Annotated in this window: 19 protein-coding genes and 1 tRNA gene; 7 read left to right on the plus strand and 13 right to left on the minus strand. The window is 52.8% G+C overall.

All coding sequences use genetic code 11. The features are described 5' to 3' along the window. Positions 1–64: 64 nt before the first annotated feature. Positions 65–868: an undecaprenyl-diphosphate phosphatase gene (locus AC2TDJ_RS20355; RefSeq protein ID WP_480844509.1), complete on the plus strand. Its 804-nt coding sequence runs from the start codon at positions 65–67 to the stop codon at positions 866–868. On the opposite strand, the gene AC2TDJ_RS20360 is transcribed toward AC2TDJ_RS20355, so the two are convergent. Then, positions 869–1,852 (minus strand): complex I NDUFA9 subunit family protein, encoded by a 984-nt coding sequence (locus tag AC2TDJ_RS20360; protein ID WP_480844510.1) that lies wholly within the window; start codon positions 1,850–1,852, stop codon positions 869–871. Positions 1,853–2,052: 200 nt separating this feature from the next. Here AC2TDJ_RS20360 and AC2TDJ_RS20365 point away from each other — a divergent pair. After that, a tRNA-Leu gene (locus AC2TDJ_RS20365) sits at positions 2,053–2,139 on the plus strand. A gap of 777 nt (positions 2,140–2,916) precedes the next feature. On the opposite strand, the gene AC2TDJ_RS20370 is transcribed toward AC2TDJ_RS20365, so the two are convergent. After that, positions 2,917–4,032, minus strand: a complete 1,116-nt coding sequence (locus AC2TDJ_RS20370; RefSeq protein ID WP_480844511.1) for a glycosyltransferase family 87 protein — start codon at positions 4,030–4,032, stop codon at positions 2,917–2,919. 1,106 nt (positions 4,033–5,138) lie between these two features. Between AC2TDJ_RS20370 and AC2TDJ_RS20375 the strand changes: the two genes are divergently transcribed. Further along, the gene (locus AC2TDJ_RS20375; protein WP_480844512.1) at positions 5,139–6,239 is read left to right on the plus strand and encodes an Acg family FMN-binding oxidoreductase; all 1,101 of its coding nucleotides are present in this window, start codon (positions 5,139–5,141) and stop codon (positions 6,237–6,239) included. Beyond that, positions 6,229–6,678 (plus strand): MarR family winged helix-turn-helix transcriptional regulator, encoded by a 450-nt coding sequence (locus AC2TDJ_RS20380; protein ID WP_480844513.1) that lies wholly within the window; start codon positions 6,229–6,231, stop codon positions 6,676–6,678. The genes AC2TDJ_RS20375 and AC2TDJ_RS20380 overlap by 11 nt, the downstream gene beginning before the upstream one ends. A 39-nt stretch (positions 6,679–6,717) precedes the next feature. Here the strand turns inward: AC2TDJ_RS20380 and AC2TDJ_RS20385 are convergent, their stop codons facing one another. The 7 genes from AC2TDJ_RS20385 to AC2TDJ_RS20415 form a co-directional block, all read right to left on the minus strand. Continuing rightward, the gene (locus tag AC2TDJ_RS20385; RefSeq protein WP_480844514.1) at positions 6,718–7,485 is read right to left on the minus strand and encodes a hypothetical protein; all 768 of its coding nucleotides are present in this window, start codon (positions 7,483–7,485) and stop codon (positions 6,718–6,720) included. 91 nt (positions 7,486–7,576) lie between these two features. Continuing rightward, positions 7,577–7,759 (minus strand): hypothetical protein, encoded by a 183-nt coding sequence (locus AC2TDJ_RS20390; protein ID WP_480844515.1) that lies wholly within the window; start codon positions 7,757–7,759, stop codon positions 7,577–7,579. A gap of 101 nt (positions 7,760–7,860) precedes the next feature. After that, positions 7,861–8,202, minus strand: coding sequence for an aggregation factor core (locus AC2TDJ_RS20395; protein WP_480844516.1), 342 nt, complete (start codon positions 8,200–8,202; stop codon positions 7,861–7,863). Positions 8,203–8,499: 297 nt separating this feature from the next. Then, on the minus strand, positions 8,500–8,883 hold the full coding sequence (locus AC2TDJ_RS20400; RefSeq protein ID WP_480844517.1) for a nuclear transport factor 2 family protein: 384 nt from the start codon (positions 8,881–8,883) through the stop codon (positions 8,500–8,502). Positions 8,884–9,028: 145 nt separating this feature from the next. Next, positions 9,029–9,409, minus strand: coding sequence for a VOC family protein (locus AC2TDJ_RS20405; RefSeq protein ID WP_480844518.1), 381 nt, complete (start codon positions 9,407–9,409; stop codon positions 9,029–9,031). After that, positions 9,410–10,423 (minus strand): zinc-binding alcohol dehydrogenase family protein, encoded by a 1,014-nt coding sequence (locus AC2TDJ_RS20410; RefSeq protein ID WP_480844519.1) that lies wholly within the window; start codon positions 10,421–10,423, stop codon positions 9,410–9,412. A gap of 26 nt (positions 10,424–10,449) precedes the next feature. Further along, entirely contained in the window at positions 10,450–10,740 is a 291-nt protein-coding gene (locus AC2TDJ_RS20415; RefSeq protein ID WP_480844520.1) for a putative quinol monooxygenase, read from the minus strand. A gap of 104 nt (positions 10,741–10,844) precedes the next feature. Here AC2TDJ_RS20415 and AC2TDJ_RS20420 point away from each other — a divergent pair, with 104 nt between their 5' ends. Next, positions 10,845–11,732, plus strand: a complete 888-nt coding sequence (locus tag AC2TDJ_RS20420) for a LysR family transcriptional regulator (RefSeq protein WP_480844521.1) — start codon at positions 10,845–10,847, stop codon at positions 11,730–11,732. Positions 11,733–11,764: 32 nt separating this feature from the next. Here the strand turns inward: AC2TDJ_RS20420 and AC2TDJ_RS20425 are convergent, their stop codons facing one another. Beyond that, on the minus strand, positions 11,765–12,670 hold the full coding sequence (locus AC2TDJ_RS20425) for a haloalkane dehalogenase (protein ID WP_480844522.1): 906 nt from the start codon (positions 12,668–12,670) through the stop codon (positions 11,765–11,767). 206 nt (positions 12,671–12,876) lie between these two features. Then, positions 12,877–13,329 carry a hypothetical protein gene (locus AC2TDJ_RS20430; protein ID WP_480844523.1) on the minus strand — a complete coding sequence of 151 codons (453 nt, stop codon included), beginning with the start codon at positions 13,327–13,329 and terminating at the stop codon, positions 12,877–12,879. A gap of 95 nt (positions 13,330–13,424) precedes the next feature. Here AC2TDJ_RS20430 and AC2TDJ_RS20435 point away from each other — a divergent pair, with 95 nt between their 5' ends. Both AC2TDJ_RS20435 and AC2TDJ_RS20440 read left to right on the plus strand, forming a co-directional pair. Continuing rightward, positions 13,425–14,390, plus strand: coding sequence for a LysR family transcriptional regulator (locus tag AC2TDJ_RS20435; RefSeq protein WP_480844524.1), 966 nt, complete (start codon positions 13,425–13,427; stop codon positions 14,388–14,390). A gap of 294 nt (positions 14,391–14,684) precedes the next feature. Continuing rightward, positions 14,685–16,562 carry an adenylate/guanylate cyclase domain-containing protein gene (locus AC2TDJ_RS20440; protein ID WP_480844525.1) on the plus strand — a complete coding sequence of 626 codons (1,878 nt, stop codon included), beginning with the start codon at positions 14,685–14,687 and terminating at the stop codon, positions 16,560–16,562. Between the two features lie 240 nt (positions 16,563–16,802). On the opposite strand, the gene AC2TDJ_RS20445 is transcribed toward AC2TDJ_RS20440, so the two are convergent. Then, positions 16,803–17,735, minus strand: coding sequence for a DMT family transporter (locus tag AC2TDJ_RS20445; RefSeq protein ID WP_480844526.1), 933 nt, complete (start codon positions 17,733–17,735; stop codon positions 16,803–16,805). Next, positions 17,732–18,240 (minus strand): alpha/beta fold hydrolase (locus AC2TDJ_RS20450; RefSeq protein ID WP_480844527.1); only part of this gene is annotated, 509 nt, incomplete at its 5' end. The genes AC2TDJ_RS20445 and AC2TDJ_RS20450, both read right to left, overlap by 4 nt.

Consider the following 18,240-nt stretch of genomic DNA (forward strand, 5'->3'; position numbering starts at 1 on the left):
CTTTCTGACACCACACTTATACCCATAAAATCAAACAACACGTGACGGCACCACGGCAGGGCAGATGAGTTTGTTTCAGTTGATTCTCGCGGCAATTATTCAGGGTATTACCGAATTTTTGCCGATCTCGTCCTCGGGACATCTTATCCTTTTGCCCAGCCTGACCGGCATGGACGACCAGGGCCTGACAATAGATGTTGCGGTGCATGTCGGCACGCTGGGCGCTGTTGTTCTGTATTTCTGGGCCGATGTGAAGCAGGCGTTCGCAGGGCTTCCCGACGCTCTGATTGGGAGGCTTGAAACCCCTCAGTCGCGCCTGGCCTTGTGCCTGATCATCGCAACCATACCCACGGTGATTGTCGGGGCAATTCTGCATCTGACGGGCGTCAGCCAGTCCTTGCGCTCCATCACGGTTATCGGATGGACGATGCTGGTATTCGGTCTGCTGCTGTATTGGATGGACCAGAAAGGCCCGCAAACAAAACAAGCGTCTGATTGGGGCATTCGAGACGCAATAATCATGGGGTTGTGGCAGGTGCTGGCCTTGATCCCAGGCACGTCGCGTTCCGGCATTACGATCACGGGCGCACGTCAGCTTGGCTATGCGCGGGAAGATGGCACCCGCATTGCCATGTTGATGTCCATTCCCACGATCCTTGCATCCGGAACCTTGCTGTCCGTGGACGTGATCCGTCAAGCGGACGTACAGTTGGCGAAAGATGGCGCTATAGCCGCGTTCTTTGCCTTCATTGCAGCGTTACTGGCTTTGACGCTGATGATGCGTTTGCTGCGCAGCGTCAGCTTCACGCCCTACGTGATTTACCGCGTGGTACTTGGCGCTGTCCTTCTGATCATCGCCTACAGCTGATCAGATCCGCAGGTTCCCGGCCGAATTCTGGATGTCATCATACTGACCCGCAGGCCGGAATTTCCATAGGTACTCAGGCAATACGGAATCCAATGCAGCCGGCTCGATACCCAAATCGGCGAAGGTCATGGCTCCCTCAGACACGACATTGTCGCGGCGCAGGTTTTTCAGTTGATCCTTCGTCAGGATGTGGTTCGGAAACAGCTGAAAGCTGACGAATTTTGCAATATCCAGTACACCCGCCATGATCTTGCCGATCCAGAAAGGCAAACCGACAATGACACGGCGGCGGTGAATGACCTCCAGCATCTGCTGCATCAACGCCCGGAAAGTCTTGATCTCAGGCCCGCCCAGCTCGTACGTACCAGCGGCCGCGTGCCCCAATACACCCTGAACGGCAGCTTGCGCGACGTCATCCACATAGACTGGCTGAAAACGCGTCTCCGCACCGACCAGGGGCAGAATCGGCCCCAGTCGGGTCATGGCGGCAAAGCGGTTAAAGAACTGATCCTCGGTTCCAAAGATCACCGATGGGCGCAGGATGACCGCACCGGGCATATGGGCCAGCACAGCGGACTCACCCTCTGCCTTGGTGCGGGAATACTCGCTGTCCGAGTTCGCATCCGCACCAATCGCAGATATGTGCACCATACGGGAAATGCCCCGTTCCGCAGCCAGACGGGCGACCCGCCCGGCCCCTTCAGCCTGAACCTTGTCAAACTCGTTTTTACCCAGTTCGTTCAAAACACCAACGCAATTGACCACGGCATCGACCCCGTGCATCGCCATGGCGACCGAGGCGTCATCGCGAATGTTACAGAGAAAGGGTTCGACCTGACCCACGACACCGTAAGGTTTGACGAACATCGCCTCGTTGGGGCGTCGCACCGCAACCCGCACGCGCCATCCTTCATTTGCCATACGTCGGGCGATATAACGGCCGACAAATCCCGATCCACCGTAAATCGTGACCATTTTGGACATGATGGGGCTCCTGTAGCGAGGGTCTTGCTTCGATCTACCGCTCCACGGGCCGGCAAACAAGGCGCAATAACGCCGCGCAGCAGGGAAAAGAAACGAGTGTTCGAGGTGCTTTTGGCCTGGCGTCAAAAAACTTTCAATTTTCCACCCGAATCCGGTTGACGCCTCCCGCCAGTAGGCTTAAACGCCCCTCCACGACACCTGCCCAGGTGGCGGAATTGGTAGACGCGCTAGCTTCAGGTGCTAGTGTCCGTATGGACGTGGAGGTTCGAGTCCTCTCCTGGGCACCATTTCTTCCGAACATAAATGCTCATAAATGCTCAATTTCATTGAATTTTTGATCTTATTCCGAGCAACCTTCTGAACAATGAACCCGACTTGAACGCCACAATTTGGCATACCAAATTGAGCGACGGGGTGTCCGTTTAGATGTGAAATCCCGCGCCTGCTTGTCGGATGTTAAAATATTGAAAACAAAGGCAAAAGACAAACACCACAAGTCGCAAATTTTACTTTGATTTTAGCAATGTTGCGGCCCAATGGCTTCGGGCTTTTGCGTCGAAAATACCACAAAAAGTAAAAAATAACGCACAGTCGCACGCTGCAAAAACGTGTGTGCCTTTAACGCTGAAGCACTCTCGAAGGTCATCAACCGGGCAGTGTTGTCGGATAAGCGAAAAACTGGTCGAATTGCCTGATTGTCCGACGAATGAGCAAGGTAAGGTGCGATTAAGAAGGAAGCCTCGCTTCAGCTGATTGCCATAGCTTTATTGGTGAAATGCGAGTATCAAATGGAGAGAGCCTGAAAAGGTTAGTAAATCCGGAAAGTTTTACGAAGCCGCAGGTGGTATTGTATTGGGACTTCTGGTTTGGTTTTGGCCAGTTAATGCTGTAGGTATTGATGCCGGATGGTCTGCGCCTCTACTACCTTCCTATCTCTGGACCCCTGCTACACTGCAGCAACAATAATCAGCGGGTGCAGACGCCAGGCAATTGCGGAAAAACGAGTAATAAAGCTCAGTGAATCTGTCGAAAACTGACGGGGAAACCGCGGTGCCTACAGTTGACTATAGATTCTTATGCATACGCAGCCTTTGAAAAACAGCATGCCAACATATCGCACACGCGGCCAGTGCGACAGGTAAGAATGTGTATCGCACTGAAATCGCGTCGACGTCAGTAAATACAACCAACAGCGTTGCGGGCGCGACACCCAGCCACATCAAAGCGGCGAGACAATTGCCCCACCAGTTGGTCGTCAGAGCACCGCCTCTGATCAAGAAAAGTGCAGCAGGCGCAAGAAGTGTACATTCATAGTACCAGAAATAAGGGGCTGAAAGCATGATCGCCAATAACAGGGTCGCGGCCCGAAGATCGAATTCGATCTTGGGATTGTGCCACGCGACCGCAACAAAAACTGCGGCCAGCGCAGCCACCAACCACTGAGCTGCAAGCGCCCAGGGCTCAGGTATTCCGATCCCGGAGAGAGCCGAGTAAATGCTTGTCATCAGGTCATTTTCAGCACTGGCGGTCCTTACGATCGTGAGATGAAGTTGGTTCAGTTCCTGGAAGTCTGTCCAGTAATCGACGCCGAGGATTAACGTCGGCACTGCCAAAATGAGCAACGTCGTGACAGTGGCTGCGGCAATTGTTCGCCATGCAGAACACGCCAACAATGCAATCGGAATCATCAGACCGAGTTGCGGCTTGAGCGTCAGAATTCCAATCAAGACGCCCGCCATGATCGGTCTGTTATCCCGCAGCGACGCCAGGGCAGCTAACAAAGTGGCGAACCACAAAACGCTGGTTTGTCCCATCAGGAGTGACGGCAGCATTGCCGGCGCGAGAGCAAAGCCAATCCAGACGGGTATGATGCCGCCAGAAAATGGTCGAACTGCAGCCAACATAGCCAATACAGAAACGACGAGGAACACAAGCCAGGCCACCGGAAATGCAAAAGCTCCGAGTGGCATCAGCGCGATCAGAAAGCCTGGCGGATACAACCAGGGCATCCATTTTTCGTCACGAATGCCGTGAACCGACGCCAATTTCTCTATGTCGAATGCCGCCAGAGGTTCGCCTAGAAAGGCAAGGCGCGCCGCAGCCCAGAAAACCCGAAAGTCTATCGAGATAGCATTGGTGCCGTTCTCTATCAGCTCCCACCACGTGACACCGACCCACATTGCGCAGATTGCCAGAACCAGGGCCGGACCCAATGTACCCAACTGCCAACTGCGGCGTGTATCAAAGGCCTCAAGACGCCGTGATGCTGCGTCAGAGGAAAAGGTGCCATTCTGCCTGGTGTTTTCCATTATCCACACTGCTCATCATTCGGCGCCAGGGTCTAGGCAAAGGTGGCATTTCGGTCGAGCCTATTGGTGCCTCCGGTTGCTCGGGACTTTATCGCGCTATTGAAAGGCTCGCTACGGCGAAGTGCGCTTAAAGATGTGTGCGTTCGCTTATGATTGGCCGGTCGGCGCAGAGTCTAGCCAGATTCTCAAACATATGCGCAAAACACTTTTTCGAATCCACGTTGCAAAGCAATTGCATAGTACGGTTCGAGACGTGCCATTTGCGCCCCGTTCAGCCGGAACAATCGCTCACCTCTCCCTCATCATCAAGCAGCTTGAGCTCCGCACGCACTGTAGATATGCTCATAATGTTGCGCTTTCATCACTGATTTCATTGAAGAAAACCTTGAGTTTTCGCCCATAGATTTGCACGGTATTTGCGCATAACTTTGCACGATTAGCCCAAAAGCTTGCACTCCAACTCGAAAGCACTCTGGCTTCTGTCCTTAGGTGCTCGAAAAAGTGACCCAAAGCCAGCGCCTAACAGCTTTAAGCGCATCTAAGGCAGCATGTCTCAATGCTGGGTTGCAGTAAATATACTAAAGACTATCGACAACAAACCTGAACCGATGTCCGGCTTAAGACACCGATTACCGCGTCGTCTCCCAAGCGATTAGTGGAGGTCGACCGGATGTCGACCCTGTGAACGTCATCGAGCACAAAGGCTCCAAGCCAAGGCTATGCTCTGTGAGATACTCGAAAAGCAACGCCTTAACAGTCTCCGATCTTCTCGTGCTCGTTCTTTAACCGTCTAAAAGAACTGATTGTTTTGACGCCTTGGCACCCCGAATACTTGTCGAAAACGGTAGTCCGCAATGGCGCCCGGTTGTTCTAGTTTTCTTTTCTCCAAGTCATATAACCAGTCAACGCACCCATGGGGGTTGATTTAGTACGACTTCGTATTATTTAGTTCGATATAGTACTATTGGAGAACCAAGATGCCAAACAGAAGACGTTTTCTAAAAATTCTAGGTGGAGGCACGATACTAGCGGCAACGGGCGCGGTTGGGTTCCTCTCCACGCGAACGCCCCATATTGCTCTGGCTCCGTGGACGCCAAAACCGTATGACGATCCCCGCAAAGCCGCTTTGTCTTACGCAATTCTCGCCCCCAACCCGCACAATTTGCAACCTTGGCTAGTCGAGTTGGTGGGTCAAGACAAAGTGCGCATCCACCGTGATACTGATCGCGAGCTTCCAGAAACCGATCCTTATCACCGTCAGCTCTATATTGGCCTCGGTGCATTTGTTGAGACGATGGTTCTGGCGGCAGGTGCTCTTGGGTTTGATTCCGAGGTCAAGTTACTGCCTGATGGTGATGACGGACCAATCGCAGAAGCAGTGTTTGTGCCTGGCGGAGCACCCGATCCACTCTCGGATCAAATCCTCAACCGACATTCCAACAAAGAACCGTACACTGAGCAGCGCCTCTCTACCGCCCAAATGTCTGCGCTTGGAAACTTTGCCACTTTGATTACCGATGACGAATTGGCGGCCCGTATTCGAGACCTCACGAAACGCGCCTTTGAGATCGAGATGCGAACACCACAAACTTTAAAGGAATCCGTCGACCTGATGCGGATCGGTAAAGCAGAAATCAACGCCAACCCAGACGGGATTGAGTTACGCGATCCTATGCTGGAAACGCTGCGGCTTACTGGCCTGTTGGACAATGAGACCTTGATGAACGTTGATCATCCAGGCACTCAATCACACATGCGAGGCTACTTCGCCATGCTAGACGCGACGCCGCAGTACGCAGTCCTCACCACAGCCACAAACACGCGAAGCGATCAACTCGATGCCGGACGTCAGTTGATGCGTTTCTACCTGAAGACAACCGAAATGGGTCTGGGCGTTCATCCGGTCAGTCAGGCACTTCAGGAGTATCCCGAGATGGCCGATGAATATGCTCTGGCGCATGAGCTTCTTGCGTCACCGGGCCACACGGTGCAAATGTTGCTGCGTTTGGGGTATGGACCCGAGCCAATTGCCACACCCCGCTGGCCGCTGGAGACACGAATTCTGAATGAAGCCTGAAGATGAGACCAACGAAGTCTACCTGTTCTTCACCGAGGTCGGTATCATTAATCAGCTGATCTCGACCAAGCTTGAAGCGTTCTTACCTGGCAGAATGACTGCAACCCAATTTGGCATATTGGGCCACCTGGTCCGGCGCCCCGAGGGAGAAACTCCACTTCAGCTATCGAACGCTTTTCAAGTGCCCAAGACATCGATGACGCATATGCTCGCCAGCCTTGAAAACCAAGCCCTGATTACCCTTGAAGCCAACCCCTATGACAAGCGTTCGAAAATTGCCCGGTCCACGCCGCAAGGCGCTGAGTTTTTGAGCGCGTGTATGGAGCAGATGTCGGAAGCCCTAGGTCCAGTTCTGTCCGATCTCGGGTCCGATCCATTTCACAATTCGCTGCCGAATCTGACGCGCATACGAGAAGCATTGGACAGCGAACGGGACTAGGCAAAATACCGGCGCTAGCCAGAATACGAAGCCAAATTCTTAGAACATCATGCAATCTCCGCCCGGGGGAAGCGGCGGTGATCCTTCAGGCAAGGTGGGTGTGTAGTCAAATGTCACAATCTTCGCGCCACCGTCGTATGCCACGAAAAGTTGGTTGGATCCTGGCCTAATGGCGATGCCTTCCGGATCGGTTCCGAATTCCAACAAGCATTGCTGGGCGAGCAGTTGGCCATCAGCCGTGAACTCATACAGGCTGTTTGACCCTTCCAAGTCATCAACAATCAACATGTGACCGGTGCGTGGGTCAATCGCGATCCCTTGTGCCTCGCTCAAGGGGGGAGAGAGCTTCATGGTATCCAACCTCGCCGTCAAAGCACCCTCTGAAGTGAACCAGGACAACCGTTCCGGGTCATCTTCTACGGTCACGATGTGCCCCGTGGCATTGATCGCGATCCCTTCGGTATCCGCAAATCCACCTTCAAGTTCAAATGGTGCTCCTAAAGTGACTCTTTCCTTAGTGACACGTTGGAGGCTGCCAAGACCGTCGCCTACCAACAAGTGAGCCCCTTCAATAGCAATTGCTTTGATACGGAAGAGATCGCCGGATATGCGGCGCAACTCATCACCTTGCAATGTAACGAGAATGGCCTCGGGCCCCTCGTTCGCAATCCACAACCCACAAAACGTCGGATCGTAGTCAAGACTTGCGGGTTGGTTGAGCTCATAGCGCCCCGTTTCGCGCAGCTGCAATGCCGCGACTGGATTGGACACGGTGCAGAGCAACAAGGCGATGGTCCTTGCAAACACTCAGAATGCCCCTAAAAACTGCTTCAGGAAGGTGGATCGGTGTCGCGAAGAGTCAATGCAAAGAACGCATGAACTCCTAAAAGCAATCGCATCACTTAGCCTGATCAGAGAGACTGAGGACACGAAAAATCTGCACAGGATTACCGATGCCCTTCATCTTTCTTTCTCCCAGTTCTTCTGTCTCTACATACTCTTCTATGTCTAAAAACGCACGTTGGTTCAAAAGGATCTGCCCGTCGATGGCAAAATCGCAAAGCCTCGATGCGGTGATCACCACGCCGCCGATAGCGGTGTATCCCGATCAGGATACCGCCTCCCAACATGAGGGCGAGAAATGCTATGCGAATCAACCAATTCGACATTGTAGGATAGCTTTCAGCAGTCCTTGGTCGTCACGTTCACAAGTGCTTCGGAAGAGAAGGTCGCAGTACTGGTCTCATCCGCATCGATATACGACACCCTGGCGCCTTCGATCTCCGACCCCGTTACGGTGATTTCGCGTTGCCCGATAGTGTCATCTACATCGATGGTGAAGGCGAGTTTGTCCCCGGCTTCGAGGGATGCAATCTCAAGTTCAATTGTATCTTGCCCGTCCACGACCGCCGGAATTTGCCGCAGAGCATCCGCACCCTCAACGAATTCGAGAGGTTGGAAAACCTCTACACCCGCGCCTTTTTCGGTAACGTCGAAAATCAGACGTCCGGCGGATTGCGACAATTAAATTTTGAGGGTCGAGGCTTCTACTTCGCACGTTCCGACTTTTGTCAGAACAAAACGGTCCTTGGGTGCGCCTTCTATAAAGCGAATTTGTACACCAGCTTGAAGCGAAGTAGCTGCAAGTAATCCAAGGGTCGCCGCAAGAATACTCTTTGGGAGCATATTTATTTCCTTGCTGAAGGGTTCTTATAGATACGCTTCGGCGGGATTCTTGGATCAGACTTATGGCCTTTGATTATGGTGGTTCAGCCGACAGGAACATTCGAAGTTCCATGCACCACTGTCAGAAGGGTTAAGTCAAAACATGCCATTGTCATTCTCGCTGTTTGCTGGAACTTCCTGAAGAACGTCCCAGTGTTCGACAACCTTACCATCAGCATCCAAGCGAAAAATATCGATCCCTGCGTACTCGAGACCATCAGGCCAGATTTGATGGCAATGCAGAATAACGTGGTCGTCTTCAGCAAAGGCACGTTTGATGTCCACGCGCTTTCCCGGGTATTCGGCGGCCATGCGCTCGAAGTACTCGACAAAGGCTTGCTTGCCGTCGCCAACATGTGGGTTGTGCTGCGTATAGGTTTCACCAACAAAGGTCGCTATGGCCTCGGCAGGTCGACACTCGTTGAACATCATTTCGTAGAAAGCGATGACATTTTTCTTGTTTGTTTCGAGGTCCGGCATGCTGATCTCCAAATCGACGTTTGCACCGCTCAAAAAATGTTGGCCCACGTAATTCTTGGAAGCAACCCGGCAAGAACCTCAATCCCTATTCGGCATGAAGTTACGAGCTTGATTTTGCGTTCCGACTATTTCGAGTGTTTGCCACTTACCCGGTTTCTTCGAAGTCTATATGAATATGATTTCCATCAGGATCGGCCAAATGGATTTGGACTATTCGAGCCCCCGGGACGTCAGTTTTGCGATACTGGGTCTGACTCGAGATCAGCTTTTCCTCGAATGCGTCCAACCCCGTGGCTGAGAGCGCAAAATGCTCGAGCTTTAGCTTCACTTCGGAGCCGACATTGGGCGTTCCTTCATGACCCACAAGGTGAACCACAGCGTGGTCACCCGCATACAACCATGCTCCGGGGAACGGAAAATCGGGGCGGGCCCCAGGTTTCAAACCCAGGACCTCTTCATACCAGGCGACCATGTCAGGCAACCTGGTCGTTACTATGTTCACGTGATCCAGCCGTTCAATTCTCATCTAGAATCCCTCAAGCACGAGCTTTCCTTTGGCTTTCCCGCTTTCAAGGATCGTATGCGCTTTCATTAAGTTTGTAGCATTGATCCGACCAAGTGTATCCGTTGCCGTGGATCTGATCTTTCCATCGTCTATCAACCCGGCGACCTGATTCAGGATTTCACTTTGACGGCTCAAATCGCTAGTCCCAAAAAGCGAACGGGTGTACATGAACTCCCAATGTATTGAGATCGACTTGGGTTTGAACGGCGCAATGTCGAAGGTTTCTGGATCGTCTATCAACCCAAAACGACCTTGGGGTGTCATCACCTCTCCAGCTTGAGATGCATACAGTTGGGAATGGTTCGTTGAGTAGATAAAATCAACGCTTTCGATACCGAGCGCATCGAGCTGCGGTCCCAAAGGTTCAGCATGGTTGATGACATGGTGGGCACCCAACTCTCGAACCCAGTCTTGTGTCTCGGGTCGAGAAGCAGTGGCAATCACCGTCAAGTCAGTGAGAGCTCGGGCCAATTGAATGGTAGTTGACCCGACACCGCCTGCGCCGCCTATAATCAGCAACGTATTGGTTCCGCCGGGAACGGCATCTTGGACTCGCAAGCGGTCGAACAGCATCTCATAAGCAGTAAGCGTCGTAAGCGGCATCGCCGCTGCCGCTGTCGCTGTTATGGATTTTGGCGCGGCTCCGACAATACGTTCATCTACCAGATGAAACTCGGCATTGGTTCCCGGTCGGTTGATCGCCCCTGCATACCAAACTGTATCTCCCGGACGGAAAGTCTCAACCGTTTCGCCAACTGCTTCGACGATCCCTACTGCGTCCCACCCCAGAATATCAGGTGCTGGACCTACAGGAGCACGTCTTTGCCGAATCTTCGTATCGACCGGGTTTACTGACACGGCCTGCACTTTCACCAATAAGTCGCGCCCCTTCGGCGTCGGTTTGTCGGCCTCGAAGTCAACCAGGGCGTCCGCCCGATCAATCGACCCTGTCTCACGGTATCCGACGGCTTTCATGGCGTGCTCCTTTGTCCGGTTCTGTATCAACCGATGACTGTCATTTCATTCAAAGTGAATTCCGCAATGGCGCCTTCGGTTGCTTCCAGGTAAGTCGCAAGGTGCTGAGCACTCATGTGGGTTTGCCAAAGCTCTCGGCTTTCCCAATTTTCGTAGAACACGAAATGAGCCGGGTTGTCGTTGTCCTGGTGCAGGTCGTAGTTAATGCAACCCTCTTCGGCACGGGTTATGTCGATGAGCTTGATCAGCTCGGCCTTTACGAGGTCAATCTTGTCGGGGTTGGCTTTGATGTTGGCGACGATTGTCAGCTTGGCCATTGGAATATGTTCCTTGTGTTCTTGAGTGATGCGCTAGATTTACGCCGCAGAAGTTTCGGGATAAACAGGTCTGGATCGAACATATAATCCGGAATTTCCGTTTAATGCTTTTAGACAATCTTCGCTTGTTTCTGACCATAGCCGAGAAAGGCAGTCTGGTGGCCGCGGCGCGCGAGACAGGGTTGTCGAGTACAACAGTGTCCGAGCGGCTCGCGGCTCTGGAGGCACATTACGGTGTGGTTTTGTTCAACCGCACCACCCGTTCTATCAGCTTGACCGAAGAAGGTCGGACACTCGCTGATGGAGCAAGAATCGTTCTCAGTGAGGTTGCGGACCTGGATACACTTGTTCGGCACGGCGCCGAAACTCTGTCTGGTCCAATTCGCATAAGCGCGCCGATTGACTTTGGACGGAGCATTGTGTCCGAGGTTATCGCCGAATTCACCGAAGAGAACCCTGCCGTCTCAATCGAACTGTCCCTCTCTGACGGCTATGTCGACCTTGTCGGCCAGGGTTTCGACCTCGCCGTTCGCTTCGGCAACATTACGGACAGCTCGCTCAGGTTGCGAAATCTAGGAAGCTACCAACGTTTCGTATGTGCATCCCCAAGTTACCTGGCCTCATTCGGAACGCCCGATAAACCAGAAGACCTATTGAACCACAACTGCTTGGTGATGAGGTTTGGGGACATCATTGACAACGTTTGGGAGTTTGGATCAGGGCCAAATGCCCAGCGCGTTTCGGTAAAGGGAAATCGAATAGTCAATGATGGTTCACTCATCCGCGATTGGGCGATTGCAGGCCATGGGGTCGTACTGAAGTCCGAGCTGGATGTCGGCGACGATGTTCGATCTGGCAGACTTGTTTCTGTCTTGCGCGATTTCCTTCCACCGCCGAAACCTTTGCAAATGATGTTTCCGCCGAGCCGAGCCCAACCACGTCGCGTAACGGCCTTAGCTGAGCATTTGCGTCGCAAATTTGGTGTGAGTTGAGGCCGCACGGGAAGACACTAATCTGACAGCCGCTATGTTTGCTCTATGAACTTCAAAGTCGCGTTTGCCAGCTCTTTGCCAGCATCTTCTTGAATGAAATGCCCGGCTTTTGGCACAACGAAATGATTTTGACCAACTGCGCCAGGGATCGACTTTTGGAACAGTTTGTCTACTCCCGCCATGACCTTGTCATCTTCTCCAAAAACAGTCAGAAACGGTGTGTCGAGGGTCTTGAGGGTTTCCCATGCGGCTCGGTTGGCTTCTGAAGCTGGATTGTCAGGCGAGTCGGGCACCAACACTGGAGATTCTCGGGCGCCTGCCAGATAGCGCGCATCCGGGAATGGTGCGTTGTAGGCTGCAACCTCTTCATCGGAAATCTTGGAAGTTGTGCCACCGAATACGATGCGTCCCGAATTAAATTCAGGTACGGATTGTGAGTATTCCCGCCATGAAAGAAATGCGTCGCCCAAGGGCACGTCACCGGTGGGCAAGGCCGTGTTCGCCACGACCACACGGGAGAAACGCTCGGGCATACTCGCAACCAGCCGCAAGCCAATGAGTCCGCCCCAGTCCTGGCAAACCAATGTGATGCCCGTCAGGTCAACTTTCCGCAACCACTCGGATATCCAGTCTACATGGCGTTGGTAGGTGTAGTCGGATCGCTCAATTGGCTTGTCCGACCGTCCAAACCCAATCAAATCAGGAGCCAGAACTCGATGGCCCGCATCTTTGAATAACGGAATCATGTGCCGATACAGGAAGCACCAGGTTGGCTCTCCATGCATCAACAATACGGGCGGTGCCTGTTTCGGTCCCTCGTCCAAATAGTGCAGACGGAGAAGACCGCCCTCGGTATCATCCACATCAAGATAGTTCGGCCCAAATTCAAAATCTGGCAATCCGTCAAACCGTTGGTCCGGTGTACGAAGGAACTTCATCGTGAACTCTCCAAAAATGCCAACGGTCTTGGTCCAACAACAGTGATCGATAAAACTAAAACGGTCCAGTTCCAGCGTATACCGACTTCAGGTTTGAATGAGTGCGTCGCAATTCTTTGCTCCCTTGCGGTGGAGGTCATCGGTTGAGCTGAGTCGGGTAAGGGCGCAATAACTCCAGGCATTAGTCCTCTCCTTTTTTTGAGATTTCAGGCGGAGACGGGACGGGTCTGTGCCTCGGGTGTGCCTGATTCAAGGAGAGCCGCATACCTAGTGCGTTGGACCCACAGGGTTGCGCTTCCGCAAAGAACCAGGACAAACGCGAGCGGGAGTCCTGCTGGATTGAGAGCGGCATGAAATAGTACGATAACAGCCATAATCGGCGCCAACAGAGCCAGCCCCAGTGCTGGGGCTCGGTTGGACAAGAGAAGAAGCGCGCCTGCCAGTTCGACACTTTTCATCAATGGCCAGAGAAACCCGGCCTCTTTAAGCGCTACTTCAAATGCAAGCCCGGCGGAAGAGGTCGGCGGATGTATAAGGTGCGCGTCTGTAAGAATGAACACAAAGCCATCCAACGCCCCTATCAGAAAAATACCGCCAAGAATTAGGCGCGGCGCTTGATCGATCAGAAGTGTCTTAAGCTTCGGAAGGGATGGCATCATCGTGAAATTCCTTCAGATTTCGATTGCACTTCAATTCACTTTCCTCTGAATATGGGAGCATTCAGCGTCACTCCAGCGAATAGCATTCAGGCAACATGAATGAAATTCAGATAAGAAATCTCGACCTGAACCTGCTTTTTGTCTTTCGAGTTCTCATGGAAGAAGGCAGCGTGAACCGCGCTGCTGAACAGCTTGGTCGAACGCCGTCAGCGGTGAGTCATGCGTTGGGGCGCTTGCGTAAGCAGTTGGATGACCCATTGCTGGTGCGCGCCGGTGGCGTCATGAAACCAAGTCCGCGGGCCGAGGCCCTATATCATGAGATCCGACCGATCTTGTCGCAAATCGAACGCGCCGTTCAGACGCCTGCTCCGTTCGAACCCGCAACATGTTCTCGGACTTTCCGCATGGCAGGACCGGCGCTGGATTGCATCGCGTCCAGTGTCATCTCACGAATGCAGGGAGAGGCCCCGGATTCGGCACTGTCTTGGCAGCCCTACTCCAAAGAGACCATAGGCCAGATCTTACAAGGCGAGATAGATATCGCATTCGGGAACGCGAACTTCCCTCTACCAGAAGGCCTGAAAGCACAAACACTGAAGCCGATGAAGCGGTATGTTCTGGCGCGGCGCGGCCATCCGGCGACAAATGATTGGAGCCTGGAAAGTTGGATGCGCTGGCCCCATGTTGTAGTTCGCATTCCAGCCGCGATCCACGGCACTGTCAGCGAGCACTTTGCAAATCTAGGCTTGAAACGGCGCATCGGGCTTCACGCTGGCAGTTGGTCAGGCGTCGCATCGTCTCTGAACAACACGAATATGATGGGCAACTTCGTTGCTTTGATCATGTTGGAGGGCGCAGGTGGCGACGACCTGCAAGTCTTTGAACCGCCGCAAGTTATGCCTGATCTTGTCTTCCGGGTTATGTGGAATGCCGAGTTGGATGCTGACCCGGCCCTAGCCTGGATCCGCGGAATTGTTCTGAAGACGTTTGATGGCCTCATGGCTGAAGCTAGCAAGCGTTTGTCAAATAGTGACATCATCGCACCGCGAACCATTGGTTGATATTCCAAGTTGCCATAGAACCTATCCATCTCAAGAGCTGCCTTGCGGCGGTGCGGCGTGTGGGTCGCGGCCCAATAGCATCAGATCTGGTCCTAGGGGCATCGGGCGACTACAGCACGCAGCCTCAAGCGGACATTCAATGAACTACTGCACTTCGCAGTCAGGCACAGCTTCACGGCTGATGCCTTAAAAAGACTTAACAATCGCTCTTTTTGGAAATGTGTGTTCGGCTAGCGCATCTGGCCTAGATGCAATTTTGCGTTTAGCGTGGTGCCCACTGTGGGAGTTCAGTCTTTGGAAAGACGTCTAGCAGCGATACTTGCCGCCGATGTGGTTGGCTATAGCCGTCTTATTCGAAATGACGAGGCCGGCACGCTTGCAAGGGTCAAAGCCCATCGCGAGCAGTTTTTTGAACCAATTGTCGCTTCACGACATGGGCGCATCGTCAAATTGATGGGCGACGGCTTGCTTCTTGAGTTTGCAAGTGCAGTTGAGGCCGTTCGGTGTGCGTTGGACATGCAGCACTATGTAGGCGTCGCCAATGCTGACCTGCCGCAAGATTCGCAGGTGCGATACCGTATCGGCCTTAATGTTGGCGACATCGTCGTAGATCAGGATGACATTCACGGGGATGGTGTAAATGTTTCCGCACGCATTGAAAGCCTGGCTGTCCCGGATGGCATTTACATGTCGGCTAGCGTTTTCGAACAGGTCCATACCAAGCTCGATCTCACCATAGAAGATTTGGGGAGGCGAGAGGTCAAGAACATCTCCGAACCCGTTCACATCTACCGCCTTACAATGGATGAAAAGGCAAAAGCCATCGTTTCTCCTATCGTGCCACTTACGAACAAGCCAACGAAAAATCGTCTGATTATGGTAAGTTGCACCGCAATTGTCCTGGCGTTAGTAGCCGCCGCATGGCTACAACCTTGGTCCGTGGTGCGATCCCCGGACACGGATGAACAAGCCGCGGCCCTGTCTGGCAAACCCTCCATCGCGGTCATGGCGTTCGACAATCTCAACAACGACCCGAGCCAAGATTACCTCAGCGACGGACTGAGTGAGAACATCCTGACCGCCTTGTCCCGTTTTGCAGATTTTTTCGTGGTCGCCCGAAACTCAACGTTTTCATACAAGGACGCTCCGGCAGATATACAGAAAGTGTCAGAGGAATTGGGTGTTCGCTACATCGTTGAGGGGAGCGTTCAAATTGCCGATGAGCGCTTGCGCGTGACGTCCCAACTCATTGATGCGACGACGGGCCAGAACATCTGGGCAGACAGCTATGACCGAGACCTACAGGACATATTTTCAGTACAGGATGAGATAACGCTAACCATAGCTTCGCTTCTCTCCACGAATATCGATCTGGCAGAGTACAGCCGTCTTAAGCATCAGCCTACTGATAGTCTTGGCGCTTACGAATTGCGCAAACGCGCGCAGGAGGAATGGTTTACCTTCACGAAAGAAGGAAACATCAAAGCAGAAGTGCTTAGCGCAAAAGCCATTGCTCTCGATCCGAACTATGCTGGGGCGTATGTCGAAAACGCTTGGGCACACATAAACGGGTATCGTTGGGGGTGGACGAACTCTTTAACGCGCGAGGAATCACTGGAGCGCGCATTTGAGATGGCGCGGAAAGCCATTGAACTGGAACCCTTCAATTTCAAAGGTCATTGGGTCTTAGCCAATGCAACTACTCAGAGCGGTAACCTTGAGCGGGCTGCTTCGCTTTACGACAAAGCAATTTCTCTGAATCCAAATTCGGCATCCGTTCTGGCAGATTCCATCGACCCGCTCGTCTATGGCGGCAAGGCGCCTGAAGCCGTTGAGCGCATGAAACTAGCGATCCGGCTGAACCCACATCACCAAGACTGGTATCTTTGGAATCTGGGTTGGGCTCAGTACTTCGCCGAGGAGTATGAAGATGCAAAGGCTTCAGTTGAACAAATGAACGAAATACCCGACGGCTTGAAACGCACCTACGCGCCAATTCTTTTACGCCTTGGTCTTCCCAGTGATGCGCAGACCGTTATCGATGAGTTTCTAGCGGCCAATCCCGAATTCACTGTCCAAGAGGCGATGAATGCGCCATTCGAGAGTGAGGCGTATCTCAATCGGTGGGTAGAGGATCTGCGAAAACTGGGTGTGCCTGATACCAAAGAATGAACGATTTTTCGAGTTTCGCTTTGCGGGTGTCGCCACCAGACTCAGACACCCACAACTATCGCGACAAACTTTAATCCTGCGATTTGCGGCTGTGGCTTTGTAGTATTTTCAGCCCAAACCGGACAATCACAACTAGACTTTGCAAATCCTGAGAACCGCAACAAAGAGGCGGTTCGCCGCTCTTTTGCAAACGATTGCTCTTGAAACAATCTGAAACCACCGAAGCCTGCTTCTCTAATCTCACCTCTGTGCTTCGGCTTCTCGCGAATTCGGCCAAAAAACTTCGACAAAAACTGATCCGGACACAACAACAATTGCCGCAAGCTGAAGCCATGTTGGGCTGTTGCCCAAGAAAACTATCGCCAAAGCAGCTGCAATCACCGGCTTAAGAAAAAAAATGTAAGAGGCGCGCGTCATGTCGGTGGCCGCCGCCAGCCCCCCGAACCATAGAAGTTGCGTGATAGTTGTGTTCCAAAGCCCCAGTACAATCAGCGACCAGAATGCAACCGTGGGCATTTCGGCAAGCATCAATGGATTAACCCAATTACCCCAAAAGATGCCAACGCCGATCCACAACCCAATTGCGCCGATTGCAATTGCCAGCGTGGTGATCCGCATTCCGCCGTGGCGCACCATAAGCGGTTTGGCCATTACGGAGTATCCCGCTACGAGAGCTGCGCAGAAAATTGCCATTAGAACACCCCATAGAGATTTACCTCCTGCGGTCAGCACATCTAGGTATCCATCAGTCAGAAGCGCAGCGACACCAGCCACAGCAAGAATGCCGGTGATTATTTTGACCGCAGAGATCGGGGTGCGATTGACCAACAGATTTAACAGCCCGACGAAGATCGGGATCGTTGTTACTAGTGTTGCCACCTGTATCACGCTGGCGAAGTCCAGCGACCAGTGAAAGAAAAGATAGGCGAGAGAAACTCCAAGCAGCGACAATGGCACCAAAATCCGCCAATCCTCACGCAACGGAGTCAAAAGGTCGCGCGTGTCGCTGCGCATCATTGACCAACTAATTAGCCCGACAGCGCCGATCAAATAACGCCATACAGAAACCTCAGGGCCCGCTACTCCGGTCAATTTGGCAAAGAACTCTGAACTTGCGTGACCGCATACGCCGACAAATACTGCTAGATAGGCCCATTTGGCGGGGATGTTCATTGCCGTTCGATCTCCGCTCCAAAGATTGCCAAGCTTTCAACAAGGCGTTCGGGTCGTTCAAGTGGCAATAGGTGGCCGGCGTTTTCCCAATCCTCCCTGCGAGCCTCAGGCAATTCAGAAAACAATCGATCTATAACTTCGGCGTCCCGGAAGACCCGGTCGTGCATGCCAGTGATCGAGAGCACCGGAAGATCCAGCGGCGACCACCGGAAATCCCAAGCTGTGTCGACCGAGTTCCGCATCAAATTGGCGTGCCCATGTAACTGGTCCAGCGGCTCATATGGGCCCCTGAGGAAATTTGGTCTAACGGTGGAGGCGAAGTCAGGGTTGGTCAGGAGTGGCATCATCAGCCCCATGAATAAAGAAGCTCCGCCTTTCTCGACATAGTGCGGAAGCGCATCGTTGATCCATGCAATGCGAGGGTTAATCTCGCGCAACGTATTCAGCAAATGTCCGTCGTCAGGGATTTTGGGACAGATAGCGGCGTGAGCTAAGAGAGGGTCTG

The sequence above is a fragment of the Ruegeria sp. HKCCD6647-2 genome, from assembly GCF_057221075.1.